At 57.9% G+C, this 15,119-nt stretch carries 13 protein-coding genes and 2 pseudogenes; 5 read left to right on the top strand and 10 right to left on the bottom strand.

Going from position 1 to position 15,119, the window contains the following annotated elements:
• Window positions 1-30 precede the first annotated feature (30 nt).
• On the bottom strand, window positions 31-174 hold the full coding sequence (locus JNO11_RS03645) for a hypothetical protein (protein ID WP_164480391.1): 144 nt from the start codon (window positions 172-174) through the stop codon (window positions 31-33).
• A gap of 253 nt (window positions 175-427) precedes the next feature.
• On the opposite strand from JNO11_RS03645, the gene JNO11_RS03640 reads away from it, so the two are divergent.
• Entirely contained in the window at window positions 428-3,565 is a 3,138-nt protein-coding gene (locus JNO11_RS03640) for a beta-galactosidase (RefSeq protein ID WP_325176931.1), read from the top strand.
• On the opposite strand, the pseudogene JNO11_RS03635 reads toward JNO11_RS03640, so the two are convergent.
• Window positions 3,447-4,711: pseudogene (locus tag JNO11_RS03635) on the bottom strand (multidrug efflux MFS transporter). The gene JNO11_RS03640 and the pseudogene JNO11_RS03635 sit on opposite strands and share 119 nt — an antisense overlap.
• Window positions 4,712-5,158: 447 nt before the next feature.
• Here JNO11_RS03635 and JNO11_RS03630 point away from each other — a divergent pair.
• Entirely contained in the window at window positions 5,159-5,410 is a 252-nt protein-coding gene (locus tag JNO11_RS03630; protein ID WP_010255246.1) for a biofilm development regulator YmgB/AriR family protein, read from the top strand.
• A 9-nt stretch (window positions 5,411-5,419) separates the two neighbouring features.
• On the opposite strand, the gene JNO11_RS03625 is transcribed toward JNO11_RS03630, so the two are convergent.
• The 3 genes from JNO11_RS03625 to JNO11_RS03615 form a co-directional block, all read right to left on the bottom strand.
• Window positions 5,420-5,740 (bottom strand): hypothetical protein, encoded by a 321-nt coding sequence (locus JNO11_RS03625; protein ID WP_010255244.1) that lies wholly within the window; start codon window positions 5,738-5,740, stop codon window positions 5,420-5,422.
• 155 nt (window positions 5,741-5,895) lie between these two features.
• On the bottom strand, window positions 5,896-6,192 hold the full coding sequence (locus JNO11_RS03620; protein ID WP_010255242.1) for an I78 family peptidase inhibitor: 297 nt from the start codon (window positions 6,190-6,192) through the stop codon (window positions 5,896-5,898).
• Between the two features lie 273 nt (window positions 6,193-6,465).
• The gene (locus tag JNO11_RS03615; RefSeq protein WP_325176930.1) at window positions 6,466-9,069 is read right to left on the bottom strand and encodes an EAL domain-containing protein; all 2,604 of its coding nucleotides are present in this window, start codon (window positions 9,067-9,069) and stop codon (window positions 6,466-6,468) included.
• Between the two features lie 213 nt (window positions 9,070-9,282).
• Between JNO11_RS03615 and JNO11_RS03610 the strand changes: the two genes are divergently transcribed.
• The 3 genes from JNO11_RS03610 (at window position 9,283) to JNO11_RS03600 (ending at window position 10,608) form a co-directional block, all read left to right on the top strand.
• Entirely contained in the window at window positions 9,283-9,933 is a 651-nt protein-coding gene (locus JNO11_RS03610) for a type II CAAX endopeptidase family protein (protein ID WP_010255238.1), read from the top strand.
• A 174-nt stretch (window positions 9,934-10,107) separates the two neighbouring features.
• A complete protein-coding gene (locus JNO11_RS03605; protein WP_003850083.1) occupies window positions 10,108-10,278 on the top strand; it encodes a hypothetical protein in 171 nt (56 codons plus the stop codon).
• 99 nt (window positions 10,279-10,377) lie between these two features.
• Window positions 10,378-10,608: a hypothetical protein gene (locus JNO11_RS03600; protein ID WP_029519422.1), complete on the top strand. Its 231-nt coding sequence runs from the start codon at window positions 10,378-10,380 to the stop codon at window positions 10,606-10,608.
• Between the two features lie 115 nt (window positions 10,609-10,723).
• Here JNO11_RS03600 and yniD read toward each other — a convergent pair whose 3' ends face one another.
• The 5 genes and pseudogenes from yniD to lldP all read right to left on the bottom strand — a co-directional run bounded on the left by yniD (window position 10,724) and on the right by lldP (window position 15,053).
• The gene (gene yniD / locus JNO11_RS03595) at window positions 10,724-10,831 is read right to left on the bottom strand and encodes a small membrane protein YniD (RefSeq protein ID WP_022625163.1); all 108 of its coding nucleotides are present in this window, start codon (window positions 10,829-10,831) and stop codon (window positions 10,724-10,726) included.
• Window positions 10,832-10,952: 121 nt separating this feature from the next.
• The gene (locus JNO11_RS03590; RefSeq protein WP_022625164.1) at window positions 10,953-11,381 is read right to left on the bottom strand and encodes an OsmC family protein; all 429 of its coding nucleotides are present in this window, start codon (window positions 11,379-11,381) and stop codon (window positions 10,953-10,955) included.
• 58 nt (window positions 11,382-11,439) lie between these two features.
• Window positions 11,440-12,627, bottom strand: a complete 1,188-nt coding sequence (lldD, locus tag JNO11_RS03585) for an FMN-dependent L-lactate dehydrogenase LldD (protein WP_022625165.1) — start codon at window positions 12,625-12,627, stop codon at window positions 11,440-11,442.
• Window positions 12,627-13,400 carry a transcriptional regulator LldR gene (gene lldR, locus JNO11_RS03580; RefSeq protein ID WP_010255231.1) on the bottom strand — a complete coding sequence of 258 codons (774 nt, stop codon included), beginning with the start codon at window positions 13,398-13,400 and terminating at the stop codon, window positions 12,627-12,629. Before lldR ends, lldD begins: the two co-directional genes overlap by 1 nt.
• Window positions 13,397-15,053, bottom strand: a pseudogene (gene lldP / locus JNO11_RS03575) (L-lactate permease). The gene lldR and the pseudogene lldP overlap by 4 nt, the downstream one beginning before the upstream one ends.
• Window positions 15,054-15,119 lie beyond the last annotated feature (66 nt).

Here is a 15,119-nt window from a genome sequence, read left to right as displayed (position 1 = left end):
CGTTTCGCCCGCCCGAAATCGGTCTTTTGCTTAGCGAGGATCGACAAATCCGCGGCCTGGTCCGCCGCCGTGTCCGCCCCAGCCACCGCCACCGCCGCCTGGAGGCGGGAAAATACATCCGCTTAATGCAGTAACCAATGCCACAACGGCAGCCAGCTTAAAGATTCGTACCATATCTACCTCAGGGTGATGAAATCGGGCTGAGTGTATGGAGCCACCTGCATGGCGACAAGTGAGATTCTTCCGCATCCGGCGACTATTCATCTTTGCTGACCAGACTTAACGATTTACCACCATTAAGGCGGCACAATCTCAACATCCCGGCTGGATTACAGCACAAATTATTTGTGCAAATCGGGAGGGTGAACACTTTACAGGCGGCGTAATTTTGCGCATTGTGAGCGCATTACATTTACAGGATATAAACATGACTCTCTCTCAGGCTGCTTTCAGTGACATCCTCTCCCGGCGCGACTGGGAAAATCCGGTCGTGACCTCGCTGCATCGGCTGGATGCGCACCCGCCATTCGCCAGCTGGCGAGATGAAGTAGCCGCGCGGGATGACAGCCCCTCGGCGTCACTGCAGAGCCTCAACGGAGAGTGGGGTTTCCGTTATTTTACGCAGCCTGAAGCGGTCCCGGCCAGCTGGTTACTGCAGGATCTGCCGGACACTACGACCCTTCCGGTTCCGGCCAACTGGCAGATGCACGGCTTCGATGCGCCCATTTATACCAACGTGCAGTATCCGATTCCGGTCAATCCTCCACTGGTACCCACAGAGAATCCAACCGGATGTTACTCGCTCACATTCGGCGCTGACGCAGCCTGGCTGGATAATGGGCAGACACGCATCATTTTTGACGGCGTAAACTCGGCCTTTCACCTGTGGTGCAACGGACACTGGATTGGCTACTCTCAGGACAGTCGTCTGCCCGCTGAATTCGACCTGACGCCTTATCTGCGGCCGGGCAAAAACCGGCTGGCAGTAATGGTGCTGCGCTGGAGCGACGGCAGTTATCTGGAAGATCAGGATATGTGGCGAATGAGCGGTATTTTCCGTGATGTCACGTTAATGCATAAACCGCAGGTGCATCTGGCCGACGTTCAGCTGGAAACCCGGCTCAGCCCGGAGTTTTACCGTGCCGAATTGCGTGCCCGGGTTCGTGTTGCTCTGCCAGCTGACGTCAGTTCGCGCTATCAGCTGCGTCTGACGCTGTGGCAGGGTAAACAGCAGATTGCTCAGTGTCAGCAGCCGCTGGGCAGTGCCATTATTGACGAGCGGGGTCACTATCCCGAACGCGCCCTGCTCAGCCTGCCGGTGGAACAGCCTGCGCTGTGGAGTGCCGAAACACCCCATCTCTATCGCGCCACGCTGGCGCTGCTGGATGAGAATCAACAGCTGATCGAGGTGGAAGCCTATGATGTCGGCTTCCGTCAGGTCACCATCGATAATGGCCTGCTCTGCCTGAACGGCAAACCGCTGCTGATCCGTGGCACCAACCGTCATGAACATCATCCGGAGCGCGGTCAGGTGGTGGATGAGGCGACGATGCGCCGCGATATCGAGCTGATGAAGCAGCACAATTTTAATGCGGTGCGCTGTTCACACTATCCTAATCATCCGCTCTGGTACCGGTTGTGCGATCAGTATGGGCTTTATGTGGTGGATGAGGCCAATATCGAAACCCACGGCATGCAGCCGATGAACCGGCTCTCCGATGATCCCCGCTGGTTCGCCGCCTATAGCGAACGCGTGACGCGCATGGTGCAGCGCGATCGTAATCACTGCAGCATTATTATCTGGTCGCTGGGCAACGAGTCAGGACATGGTGCCACACACGATGCGCTCTACCGTTGGGTAAAAAGCAGCGATCCAACCCGTCCGGTTCAGTATGAAGGCGGCGGTGCGGATACCGCTGCTACCGATATCATCTGCCCGATGTATGCCAGGGTTGATGAAGATCAGCCCTTCCCGGCGGTGCCGAAATGGTCGCTGAAAAAGTGGATCGGTCTGCCGGGTGAGACGCGTCCGCTGATCCTGTGTGAGTACGCGCATGCCATGGGCAACAGCTTTGGCGGTTTTGCTAAGTACTGGCAGGCCTTCCGCCAGTTCCCGCGTCTGCAGGGCGGCTTCGTCTGGGACTGGGTTGATCAGAGCCTGACCCGCTATGACGATCAGGGCGAGCCCTGGCAGGCCTACGGCGGCGATTTTGGCGATAAACCCAACGATCGTCAGTTCTGTATGAACGGGCTGGTACTTGCCGATCGCACGCCGCATCCGGCGCTTTATGAGGCGCAGTGCGCCCAGCAGTTCTGGCAGTTTGCCGTCGATCCCGGCGATCCGCTGAGCTTTACGGTCAGCAGCGACTATCTGTTCCGCCACAGTGACAACGAAGTGCTGCGCTGGCGCATCGAACAGGCGGGTCGTGTGGTGACGGAAGGAGAAGTGCCGCTGGATATCGCTCCACAGGGCCAGCAGCGGATCACGCTGCCGTCACCGCCAGCGTTACAGGGCGAATGCTGGCTGAACGTCGCGGTTCATCAGATTCAACCGACCCAATGGAGCGCCGCTGGCTGGCGTGTCGCCTGGCACCAATGGGCGCTGCCCTCGTCGCTGGCGCTGCCATCAAAGCCGGAGAGCGGCGAAGCACCGGGCCTGCATGATGATACACGTGAGATTGTCATCACCCATCAGCAGCAACGCTGGCATTTTTCACGCCACAGCGGCGAACTGACGCAGTGGTTTGTGGATGAACAGCCCACGCTGCTTTCACCGCTTCAGGACTGCTTTATTCGCGCCCCGCTGGACAATGACATCGGCACCAGCGAAGCGGAACGGGTTGATCCCAATGCCTGGGTCGAGCGCTGGAAAGCAGCGGGTTATGAGCAGATGAGCAGCCAGCTGGTGTCGATGACGGCGAATGCGTTGCCACAGGCGGTGCAGATTGAGACGCTGCACAGCTGGCTCGCTAATGGCCAGATCGCCTTTATCAGCCGTAAACGTTATCTGATCAATGCGCAGGGTGAATTGCAGTTGCAGCTTTCCGTTGAGCAGTCGTGCGGATTGCCGCCGCCCGCGCGCATCGGATTACGCTGTGAGCTGACGCAGATACCACAACAGGTGAGCTGGCTCGGCCTGGGTCCGCATGAAAACTATCCCGATCGCCAGCTGGCCGCGCAGTTTTCCCGCTGGGAGCTGCCGCTGGATCAGCTCTCAACGCCTTATGTTTTCCCGGGTGAGAACGGTCTGCGCTGCGGCACCCGTCAGCTCGACAGCGGCAGCTGGCAGGTCAGCGGCGATTTCGCTTTCTCACTGAGCCGTTTCAGCCTGGAGCAGTTGCGAGAGGCATCACACCGCCACCATCTGCGTCCGGAAGCGGGCTGCTGGCTGCATCTGGATGCCTGCCACATGGGTGTCGGCGGCGATGACTCCTGGAGCCCCAGCGTCAGTCCTGAGTTTTTACTGACTCAGCAGCGCTGGCAGGCTGAACTGACGATTTGCCAGCCGACGCGGGCAGCGCTGTCTTCGGACGCCGGTAAAAGCGCTTCAGAAACAGCACGTTAATCAGCACGACCACGGCGGTGGCAAAAAAGACCCAGCGGAAACCGGCCACCGCCGACACCGCGGCGCCCAGCAGCGGACCCGCGACATTGCCGAGATACATAAAGGACTGGTTATAGCCGAAGATCCGGCCGGTGATGTTGTCACGCGAGTGACGCACCAGCAGCGTCTGCACCGCGGGCATCATCGCGCCATCGGCAAAGCCCAGCAGAAAACGTAATACCCCCCAGCTGTGTCGTGCTGGTGACAAACGACATGGCGATAAACAGCAGCAGCGAGATGACCATCGTTGCCAGCAGGATACGCTGCGTACCGATGCGATCGCCGAGTCGTCCCAGACGAGGCGCGGCCAGCAGTGCAGAGACGCCAGGCAGCGCGGCAATGACCCCGCTAAGAAAAGCGATATTCTCAGCGGTGGGTGCCAGTTCCCGCACAAAGAGCGTCAGGATCGGGTTCACCGATCCGTTGCACATCTGGATCACCATGGTGGTGAAAAAGAGGCAGAGCATCAGTTTTGGATTATCCAGCGAGCGGAAAACCTCGCGTCCGCTGAGCTTCTCCTTTTTACTCACCGGGGTGTAACCGGTCTCCTTGATCAGGAACAGCGTCACCAGAAAGCTGACCATCAGCAGCGCTGCGGTGACAATAAACACCGTACGCAAACCGACCCAGTCTGCCAGCAGCCCGCCCAGCATCGGTCCCAGAATCACCCCGCCAATCTGACCGGTTGAGACACAGCTCAGCGCCCAACCGCTGCGTTCACGCGGCACCTGAGCGGCCACCAGCGCCATGGCGTTGGGAATATATCCGGAGGTCAGCCCCATCAGGGCACGCAGTAGCAGCAACTGCCAGGCTTCGGTGACAAAAGCCTGTAGCAGAATTACCACGCCCATGCCAAAAGCGGCGCGCAGCAGCATCAGCTTACGGCCTTTGCGATCGGCAAGACTGCCCCACAGCGGGGCTACGGCCGCCGAAACCACAAAGGTGATACTGAAGGTAAGACCCGACCAGAGGCTCAGTGATTCGCCACCGGTTACGCCAAGCTGCTCAAGGTAGAGCGGCAGAAACGGGATGATCTGACTGATGGCCAGGCCGGTAAAAAAAGCAGCCAAACCAGACCGAGATCAGGTTTATCTTCCAGGGTTCTATAGTGCGTGGCATGAGCAGATATTTTAAAGAGAGGGAATGCTCAGTCTAACGCGGCTATTCTCAGCGTGACCGACAAAACATGGCACAAATGGCAAAAGACCGGATTCCTCTTTGATTCAGCGCAATCACCGGCGCAAATTTTCCAGCCCGCCGGGTTTTTAGCGCGAAGCACGCGGGCAATGGTCTGGCCGGACGCAATCTTCCCTGACCCGCCCCGTCAATATAGAAAAATATGTCATTCTGTTACTGACAACTCTTCCCCCCCGCTTCTATGTTTAAAAAACCGCCAGCCGCGGCGGTGTGGCAATCTTTTTAATCGGCGCGACATCCTCCGCAAAAAACGGTGCAGACCGTCCGGCTACGCTGAGGCGAACCAGCTTATTTTATGGTTAAACGCCCTTATGCTCAGGTGTAAGGGAGGGGGTCTTGTTTTAGCGGAGGTGGGTAATGAGAGTACAACCTGACAGCGCCAGCCGTGCTATCAGCGACTATTTTAACAGCCCGGACTGGCGAATACCGCCTGAGTCCGATCTGCTGGCGGTGATTCTGCGTGAAATAATGGAAGCGGGAGAACCCGCCACCAATAAAGCCCTTATTGCGCGGGTTATCGATAAACTGGAAGTGGAAGGCGACGAGACGCAGTTGCAGCGTTATCGCACCCTGCTGGCGCAGTTGATCGACACGCAGCCGGAGGCGTAAACCCACCACCTACTTCACCCAGCGCAATTTATCCGCTTCGCTGATACTGGCTCGTCCGCTGCTGCGCTGAAACAGGCACAGCTCCCGTCCACGCTTATTTTTCATCTGCGGCTGGGGATAGCGTCCCTCCAGCAACAGTGCGCTGTAGCCCGTATTGTCGTCATACTCGATCGCCTCGCCCAGCACCTTTACTTTGCTCAGATGACTGGCGTTAATGCAGGCCTGCACCATCACCTGACGGCTCTTTTGCCAGGCCTCTTCACTGGAAGCCTGCGCCAGTGTGCTGCTGAGTAACAATGCGGGCAGAAGTGCCCCGATTATGCGTTTCATCTTCTCTGCTCCTGTTACGGCCCGAAGCCGCTAAAAAAATTCCCGCCGGGGCGGGAATAAACAAGACGAGCACTATCTATTGTGTGACGAGGAAGTTTCTTAAACGCGCTGCTATCCTCGCCTGCCGTTATGACAAACCTATGACATCTTTGCCGTTAACCACAATAAACTGAGCTGATATTGCCATTTTTGTCAGCCAGGAAGTTCAGCCGGTTAAGGTTGAAGTCCATGGTGACGGCAGAATTATAGGGGATGGCGCGTACCTTCTGTTCGAAGTGCTGACCCTGCAGCGCGGTTAACGGTTTACCGACATAATTCTGAAACTGAGAGGCACCACAGCGGTCAGCTTCCGGATCCTGCGCCACACTGGCGGTATCGGGCTTAGAGGCAGATTGACAGGCGGTTAATGCAAACAGCCCCACTACCAGCAGCCCTTTTCCATAAAATTTCACGTTTATTCTCCTGTTGGACGTGTAAAACCCTGCCCCAAGAGTAGCAAAGCGCACCTGCTGACCTGAACCCCTAAAAAGTAAAGTTGTTACAGCAGCATTAAACGGGTCGCGGCACAGGTCATCTTTTAAGATTAATCGCACTCATTGCCTAAAAAAAAGCACAGCGAACCACTACAATATTAAGAATAGTCTTAGCCCTGTGGAGGTCATGATGGAACTGATTATTTTTGTCGTCTGCGCAATGCTGATGACCGCCGTGGCGGTTAAAGTCCGTTAAACGGGTTCAGCCTGGTTCTGCGCGGTTCTTTCCAGAAGCGTACTGAATGCAGCCAGCGGCATCGGTCGACCGAGGAAGTAGCCTTGCCCCTCTTCGCACGAGAGCTGTTTTAGCTGGTTCAGTTGCGCTTCTGTCTCAATCCCCTCAGCCGTAATTGTCAGGGCAAAGGCGCGTGCCAGCGCAATAATCCCCGCGACCACCGATTGTGCCTGCTGCGACTCCGGGAAATCTTTCATCCAGGAGCGATCGATCTTCAGCCCATTAAATGGGAAGGTCTTCAGGTAGCCCAGGGCCGCATAGCCGGTGCCGAAATCATCAACGGTTAACCTTACCCCGAGTGACCGTAAACCCTGCATCACCTCCAGCGCATGCTGCGGATGTTCAAAGGTCACGTTCTCCGTGATCTCCAACTCCAGCCGGGTAGCTGGCAGGCCACTTTTCGCCAGCACATCCGCAACCCGCTGCACTAAATCGCTGGTGCGGAACTCCATTGGCGAAATATTAACCGAAACATAGCGATCGCCCCCCCATCCCAGCGCATCCTCACACGCCCGCATCAACACCCAGTCGCTGATGGTGGCGATGAGACCGCTCTCTTCCGCCAGCGGAATAAAGTGATCGGGGGTAATCCACTCATCCGGCGCAATCTGCCAGCGAATCAGCGCCTCGGCACCTGCCAGCTGACCCGTCAGCAGTTGATAGCGGGGCTGGTAGTGCAGGCGAAATTCATTGTTCTTCAGCGCTTTCTCAATCCGCCGCGCCATTTCACGCTTATCCTCACGCTGACTGGCCATCTCATTGGCATACCAGACCCACTGATTGCGTCCCGCTTCGCGCGCTTCATTCAGCGCGATATCAGCCATTTGCAGCAGCGCTTCCGGATGGCTGGCATCCTGCGGTACACAGGCAATCCCCATGCTGACGGTGAGATAGTGAACATGCTGGCCGGTGCTGATGGGCTGCTGAACCTCGTGCACCAGCTGTGCGCAACGCTGATCGACCCGCTCACGGTTCGTTTCACGCAATACCAGCACAAACTCATCGCCACTCAGCCGCGCCACCAGCTCCTGCGGGCCGATACAGCGCTTCAGACGCTGCGCTATCTGGCTCAGCACCTCATCGCCCGCCCCATGGCCCCAGGTTTCATTAATCGGCCTGAACTGATCGAGATCGAGGGTAATCAGCGTCAGCGGCGCAGCGCCATTAGGCAGCTCAAGGTGGAGCGTCAGAAACTCCTGCAGCTGTACGCGGTTCGACAGGCCGGTTAAGACGTCGTGACGCGACAAAAAATGAATGCGCGCCTCGGCTTCCATGCTCTGAGTGATGTCCGATACCGTGCCGCGAAACCCGATACGTCGCGCCTCATGCCAGATTGTTTTCGCGACCAGCTGGCCGATACGGCGGTTGCCGTGCGCCGACATAAACTGACAGCGCAGTGGCATCTGTTGCCCCTCCTCCTCCTGACGCTGCAGCCAGGCGACCAGCGAATGGCTGGGATGCGTCAGGAGGTGATCGATGTGACGGCCCAGCCAGTGTGTAATATCGTGGCCGGTCACGGTTTGAAAGCGCGCTGACAGGTAGATGAGGCGACCCTCTTCGTCCGTTTCCCAGATCCAGTCTGACGCTGCCTCAGCGAGATCGCGAAACCGCGCTTCGCTGTTGGCCAGCTCCTGCTGACTGATCGCCAGCAGGGCAAAGCGCCGGTCAGAGAGAATCGCATTAGAGAGCGCATGGCGGCTGACGCGATGGGTGATTATGCCTATGATGATCGCCATGAGCATCAGCAGTGGCAACAGAAACCAGACCAGGCCCATGCCAGGCATCTTTGGCGTCCAGCGCAGCACAATCAGATCGCCACCGGGTAACGGTTGCACCATCCGCGGTTCACGCAGGGCATCCCCTGCACTGACGGGCAGGCGCAGTTCGCGCACATCCAGCGTGGCGCCCAGCGCCTGTAATTTGGCAGGGGTGAACAGATTCACAAACACCATGACTGACGCTGGCCCCGCTATCGGCGGCATATTCGTCAGTTTGCCGCTGCCGATGGGGGCGGCAACCACAATGGCGGGCAGATGATTAATCAGCGCATCACGGGTTATCGCCGCGTCGTTGCGCTGACGTGCCGCCGCAATCAGCGCTGGAGCCTCTTTTCCCAGCCAGGCTTCCAGCGGCGTATCCACCAGCTGCCCATTAATGACGCTGTACGTGGTGTGACCGTTGCCGTCGACCACGAATACGCCCTCATAGTGATACTCTTCGTAGAGGCCCGGACCAAAGTTCTCTTCGTCATAAGCCCAGACTTTGTTGACCCTGACATGGAGATTGCGCCAGGCTTCGCCCCAGAACGCATAATCCCGGATATCCGTGACCATCGCCTCCTGACGATTTTTCCACGCCTGCTGCATCAGCAACTGGTCATGCTCAACCGATACGCTGTTTTGCCGCTGCGCAATCGTCAGCACCATCAGCATCGAGAGCACCAGCACGCCAAACAGCAGCAGCGAAAGCGTGCGCAGGCTGCGCCGCGTAAAGCGGACAGTGCGGTCTTCAGCGGCATGACTGAATGGAGGCGAGGGTGGCGCCGGAGGGTTAGAAGTCATTAAGAGTGCTCACTACACAGTCAGAGTTTGAGATGACGGGCCTGCAATACAACATGCAGTGCTGACCAGATTAGTTTCCTCAGTTATCGGCTCGCGGGCGCGGGTGTTTAGTCTGCGGTTAACATTTTGCGCTTAAATATTGTGTTACAGGCTGACTCGACAGCGATCTGGTGCATTGCTACTATGCGCTAACCTTCGCTGGCAGAGTCGCCTATGAATACCAATTCCGACAGAGTGACACTGACGCTGTTCTACGTCGGCAGCTTTGTGGTCTATTACCTGGTTACCATGCTGATCACGCTGTTCCCTAATTACAGCGTGCTGCGTAATGACGGCCTGCTGGTGCCGGTGCTCTGCCTGTTTGAATTTGCTGTTATCTATCCGCTTTACCGCTTTTACTGCCAGCGCCGCACCGACCTGCCGCTGGGTGAACTCTGCACGCTGCAAACTCTGCTGTTTACTGGCGCGCTATTTGTTCTGATGGCCGCACAGATGCAGTTTATGCAGCCGGAAGGATGGCTGGTGATGCAGGCCCAACAGGGACGCAATTCGCTGCTAATTCTGCTGCTCACCGCCGTGCTGCTCGCACCGGTGTTTGAAGAGGTGCTGTTCCGCGGTTTTCTGTTGCAGGGCTTTCTGCTGTGGGCGCCACGGAGCCGCTTTGCCTGTATGCTGCTGACCTCACTGCTGTTTGCGGTGATGCATACGCAGTATGTGCACTGGCAGACCCTTATCGCCCTGACGCTGTTTTCGCTACTGCTCTGTTACGCCCGGCTGCGGAGTAACAGTCTGGCGCTGCCCATCTTCCTGCACACGCTGAATAACCTGATTGCGCTGCTGCCCGCCTGGTATTTCGCAGGCTAGCGTCAGGCCCGCCCCTTCTGACACACCTTACAGGCCGCCGCATCACACCCTGGCTGGCGGACCATAGCTCACACTGACAATGCCGCCCCGGCACGTTTGTCTATACTGGATGTTAAAAAAGGGATAAAAAAGCACCACAGTCCGGACCACCAGACCGTGTAAAGGAGAGGATCTATGTTGATAGGATTTGTGTTGTTAGTGAGCGCATGCGGCTACGATGCCTGCGAGGCGCTGCCGGTATCAGAGCGCATCTATCCGACGAAGGTCGACTGTGAAACGATGGCGAACCGCATTCATAAAGTCAGACCGAATGTGGTACTGCTGTGCGGCGAAGTACATCGCTAATTCAGGGCCAGGTTCAATAAAGCAGGGCTGTAACGTTGCAAGCTGACGCTTTAGCGTACAAAATATAAGCTGTTGTTAACCATTATCGTTGTGAATCCCATGAAAACATCACGCCCCCGTCGTCCTGGTGGACGCTGGGTTTACTATCTTTTGTATGATGGCATTCTGTGGCCCTGCCCCGTCCGTTGGGAGTGGGAGAGCAGCTATGGCGGCTGGCTGCCATTTTACTACACGCCAACCTTTGAGTTTGTGGTGGGCGATCCGCGCAAGGCTTATCGCATTGCGCGCAGCGATGTGCGGGCTAAAAGGCGCGAGGATGCCTTTGTCTGAGCGCGTTTATCGCCACGGCAGCCATGAGGCAGTAAGCAGATAGTGAACCGCTTCCAGCACAATAATCACCATTAATAATATGCCCAGCGTGTGGCGGCCAATCCCCTTCATCTGTTCAGGCCCAGATCATGGCAGCCCAGCGAATCAGCAGCAGCGCGCCACAGATGCACAACAGAACCAGCACCATCTTCCAGTATTTTTTGGCTGCCCGGTATCTCGTCACCTCAGTTTCCTCTGGTCAGAAAGCGAAGATGCGCCAGAAGGCGCATCTGTTCCGGTCAGCAACAGGACCGGTGAGGCATAGCATAACGCCCGGGCCGCCAAAAGGCGACCCGTTACCGGCATCAGTTGTTCAGGGTGTAATCCAGCGTAATTTCCGCGTTCAGTACCTGAGAAACCGGGCAGCCCGCTTTGGCTTTATTGATGATCTCGTCGAAGGTCGACTCATCAATGCCTGGCAGAGAGATGGTGCTGGTCAGTGCCACTTTGGTGATGGCAAAGCCATCGCCTTTTTTGTCCAGCGACACGTCGGCCGTGGTATCAATGCTTTCCGGTGGATGACCTGCGTTGCCCAGCATCAGCGACAGCGCCATAGAGAAACAGGCTGCATGCGCTGCACCAATCAGTTCTTCCGGGTTGGTGCCTTTGCCGCCTTCAAAACGGGTGTTAAAGCCATAAGGCTGCTGGCTCAGCACGCCGCTCTCGGTGCTGACGGTGCCTTTGCCTTTGATATCGCCTTCCCAATGCGCCGAACCTTTCTTATGAATAGTCATGTCGTTCCTCCTGTTGGTAAAGAAGCTAAGTATAGACAATACATTCATTTTCGCAGGCTCAACTCACCGCGCGGGGACGTGGCGGTGTGCTCTGCGGTGCCAGTAACGCTTCCGCCTGCACCAGCGAATCGCGGGTAATTTCACCGATCGACTTCGCGCCGGTGAGGGTCATGGCAACGCGCATCTCTTTTTCAATCAGCGTCAGCAGGTTTTCTACGCCGCGCTGACCGTGGGTTGCCAGCGCATAGATAAATGCCCGTCCCAGCAGCACGCTGTCTGCCCCCAGCGCAATCATCCGCACCACATCCAGCCCGTTGCGAATGCCACTGTCCGCCAGAATGGCGATGTCACCTTTTACCGCATCGGCAATGGCCGGTAGCGCACGCGCCGAGGAGAGCACGCCATCCAGCTGGCGTCCGCCGTGATTAGAGACCACGATGCCATCGGCGCCAAAGCGCACCGCATCACGCGCATCTTCCGGATCGAGAATGCCCTTGATCACCATCGGTCCATCCCAGAACTCGCGGATCCACTCCAGATCGCGCCACGAGATAGAGGGATCGAAATTATTCGCCAGCCAGCCGATGTAATCTTCCAGCCCGGTAGGCTTGCCCAGATACGTGGAGATATTCCCCAGATCGTGAGGGCGCCCCTGCAGACCCACATCCAGCGCCCACTGTGGATGGGTGACCGCCTGCCAGTAACGACGCAGCGCCGCATGATTGCCGCTCATCCCGGAGTGCGCATCGCGATAGCGCGCACCCGGCGTGGGCATATCCACGGTAAACACCAGCGTGGAGCAACCGGCGGCTTTGGCGCGCTCCAGCGCATTGCGCATAAAGCCGCGGTCACGCAGCACATAGAGCTGGAACCACATGGGGCGCTTAATCTGCGGGGCCACCTCTTCGATCGGGCAGACCGAGACCGTCGACAGGGTAAACGGAATGCCTTTCAGGTCTGCCGCGCGCGCCGCCTGTACTTCACCCCGGCGGGCATACATGCCGCACAGGCCGACCGGTGCCAGCGCAACCGGCATCGACAGGGTTTCATTGAACAGTTTGGTTTCAAGACTCAGTTCCGACATATTTTTCAGAATGCGCTGGCGCAGCGCCACATCCGAGAGATCCTCTACGTTGCGACGCAGGGTGTGCTCGGCATAGGCACCGCCATCAAGATAGTGAAACAGGAACGGCGGCAGGATACGTTGCGCGGCCGCGCGATAGTCACTGGCAGCGGAGATAATCATCAGTCAGATTCCTTTGGGTTGCGTGTGTCGTTATCCGGTAAGCGGGTGATGCGCGCCTGACGCGCTTCATCTTCATGCAGGCTTTTCATGGTGGTGTGCACAAATCCCAGATGCTGCATCGCCGCCTGGCGCGCAGCGTCGGCATCGCCCGTGAGGATCGCATCGAGCAGCGCCTGATGCTGTTCAGTCAGGCGGGCGAAAATCGCGGGCTGGGTATACATGCGCTGACGGCTCTGCATCACCGACGATTGCAGCAGCTCAAAAAAACCACGCATGGTCTGCAGCAGCACCACGTTGTGCGACGCCTCGGCAATCGCCAGATGGAAGCGCACATCAGCCTGGGCGGCGAGATCGGGATCGTCACTCTCTTTCAGCTTCAGGGTGGCGTCGAAAGCGTACTGCAGCTTCTCTTTGTCGGCATCGGTGGCGCGCAGTGCGGCGTGCCAGGCGGTGCTGGCCTCGATGGCATGGCGCGCTTCCAGAATGTCGTAGCGGTAGTCGGGATCGTCGCGCAGTAGCTGGCGAATCGGCTCGACGATGCGCTGTTCCGACCAGGGCGCCAGCTGCTGACGGATCCAGGTGCCGCCGCCGCGTCGGCTAATCAGCATGCCGTTGCTGATCAACTGTTGTATGGCTTCACGCAGCGAGGAGCGCGAGACGCCAAGCTCCGCAGAGAGCTGCCGCTCGGCGGGCAGGCGCATGCCCGGCTCGAGCTGATGTTCGGTGATATAGGCCCGCAGGCGCGTCACCAGCGGATCGGCATTGCTGCTCATGGGATCATCCAGGGGAAGACGTAGGCCTGAAGCGTGGTTATCACACCGACCATACAGGTGAAAATCAGGCTGTGTTTAACGGTAAACCGGAACAGGTCGGACTCTTTACCCACCAGCCCGACCGCCGCACAGGCGATAGCGATCGACTGCGGCGAGATCATCTTACCGGTCACGCCACCGGTGGTGTTGGCCGCCACCAGCAGAATATCGGAGACGCCAATCTGCTGCGCGGTCGTGGCCTGTAAAGCAGCAAACAGCGCATTCGATGAGGTGTCTGATCCGGTCAGGAAGACGCCCAGCCAGCCCAGGAACGGTGAGAAGAAGGTAAAAGCGTGGCCGGTGTGCGCCAGCGCCAGTGCCAGCGTCGCAGACAGCCCGGAGTAATTCGAGATAAAAGCAAAGGCCAGTACCATCCCGATAGAGTAGATCGGCAGCGCCAGCTCTTTCAGCGTTTCACCAAAAGTCTGCAATGCCGCCTTTGGCTTCATGCGCAGGAAAATCATCGCCATGATCGCCGCAATTAAAATGGCGGTGCCGGTGGCGGACACCAGATCCAGCTTAAAGATGGCCGGATAAGGGGTTGCAGTGCCGACCACGGGCGGCATCCGCGCCACCAGCTCATTCAGCATCGGCACCGGCATAGCCAGCACCCACTCATAGAGCGCACCGCCTTTGGCGAACAGCGCTTTAAACGGCGGGATACTCCAGAGCGTGACGGTGGCGGTGAGAAACAGGAACGGCATCCAGGCGCGGATCACCTGCCCCAGCCGATACTTCTGCGGTGGCAGCAACGGATCGCCCTGTTTCGCCTCTGCATCGGCAAAGCGGAAGATGCGCACCGGCTTCCAGACCCGCAGGAACAGCGTCAGCGAAATCAGCGAGGCGAGCGACGAGATAATATCGGGCAGCTCCGGACCCAGGAAGTTGGAGCTGAGGAACTGGGCAATGGCAAACGATCCCCCCTGCCACGACCACCGCCGGCCAGGTCTCTTTCACTCCGCGCCAGCCATCCATGATCGCCATAATCCAGAACAGCACAATCAGGGTCAGCAGCGGCAGCTGGCGTCCGGCCATCTGGCCGATGGCAAAACTGTCCAGCCCGGTCACCTGCCCCGCCACAATAATCGGGATGCCCATCGCGCCAAAGGCCACCGGCGCGGTGTTCACAATCAGGCAGAGCCCGGCGGCGTAGAGCGGATTAAAGCCGAGTCCCACCAGCAGCGCGGCGGTAATCGCCACCGGCGCACCAAAGCCCGCAGCCCCTTCCAGAAACGCTCCGAACGAGAAGCCGACAATCAGCATCTGCAGACGCTGATCGGGAGTAATCGACAGGATAGAGGCGCGGATAATGTCGAACTGGCCGGTTTTGACTGAGATCTTGTAGACGAACACCGCGGCGACAATAATCCAGGCAATCGGCCACAAGCCATAGAGAAAGCCATACACCACGGCGGCCAGCGCCTGTGCAACCGGCATCTGATAGAGAAACAGCGCCACCAGCAGCGCCAGCACCACGGTGGTGGTGGCCGCCAGGTAGCCTTTCATTTTCAGCTTAATCAGCGCAAAGAAGAAAAAGAGAATCGGGATCAGTGCGATCAGGCTTGAAAGCCAGATATTACCCAGCGGATCGTAGTTTTGTTGCCAGATCTGCATGCCAGTATCTCCAGAGGAAAAGGTGACGTGGCACGCAGCCGCAGCGCTGGTGCCATCTGCCCCGGA

Source organism: Pantoea sp. 1B4 (assembly GCF_016925765.1).
GTDB classification, from domain to species: domain Bacteria; phylum Pseudomonadota; class Gammaproteobacteria; order Enterobacterales; family Enterobacteriaceae; genus Pantoea; species Pantoea agglomerans.
Note: the sequence above shows the minus strand (reverse complement) of the source record. Positions and strands in the feature narration are given on the sequence as shown.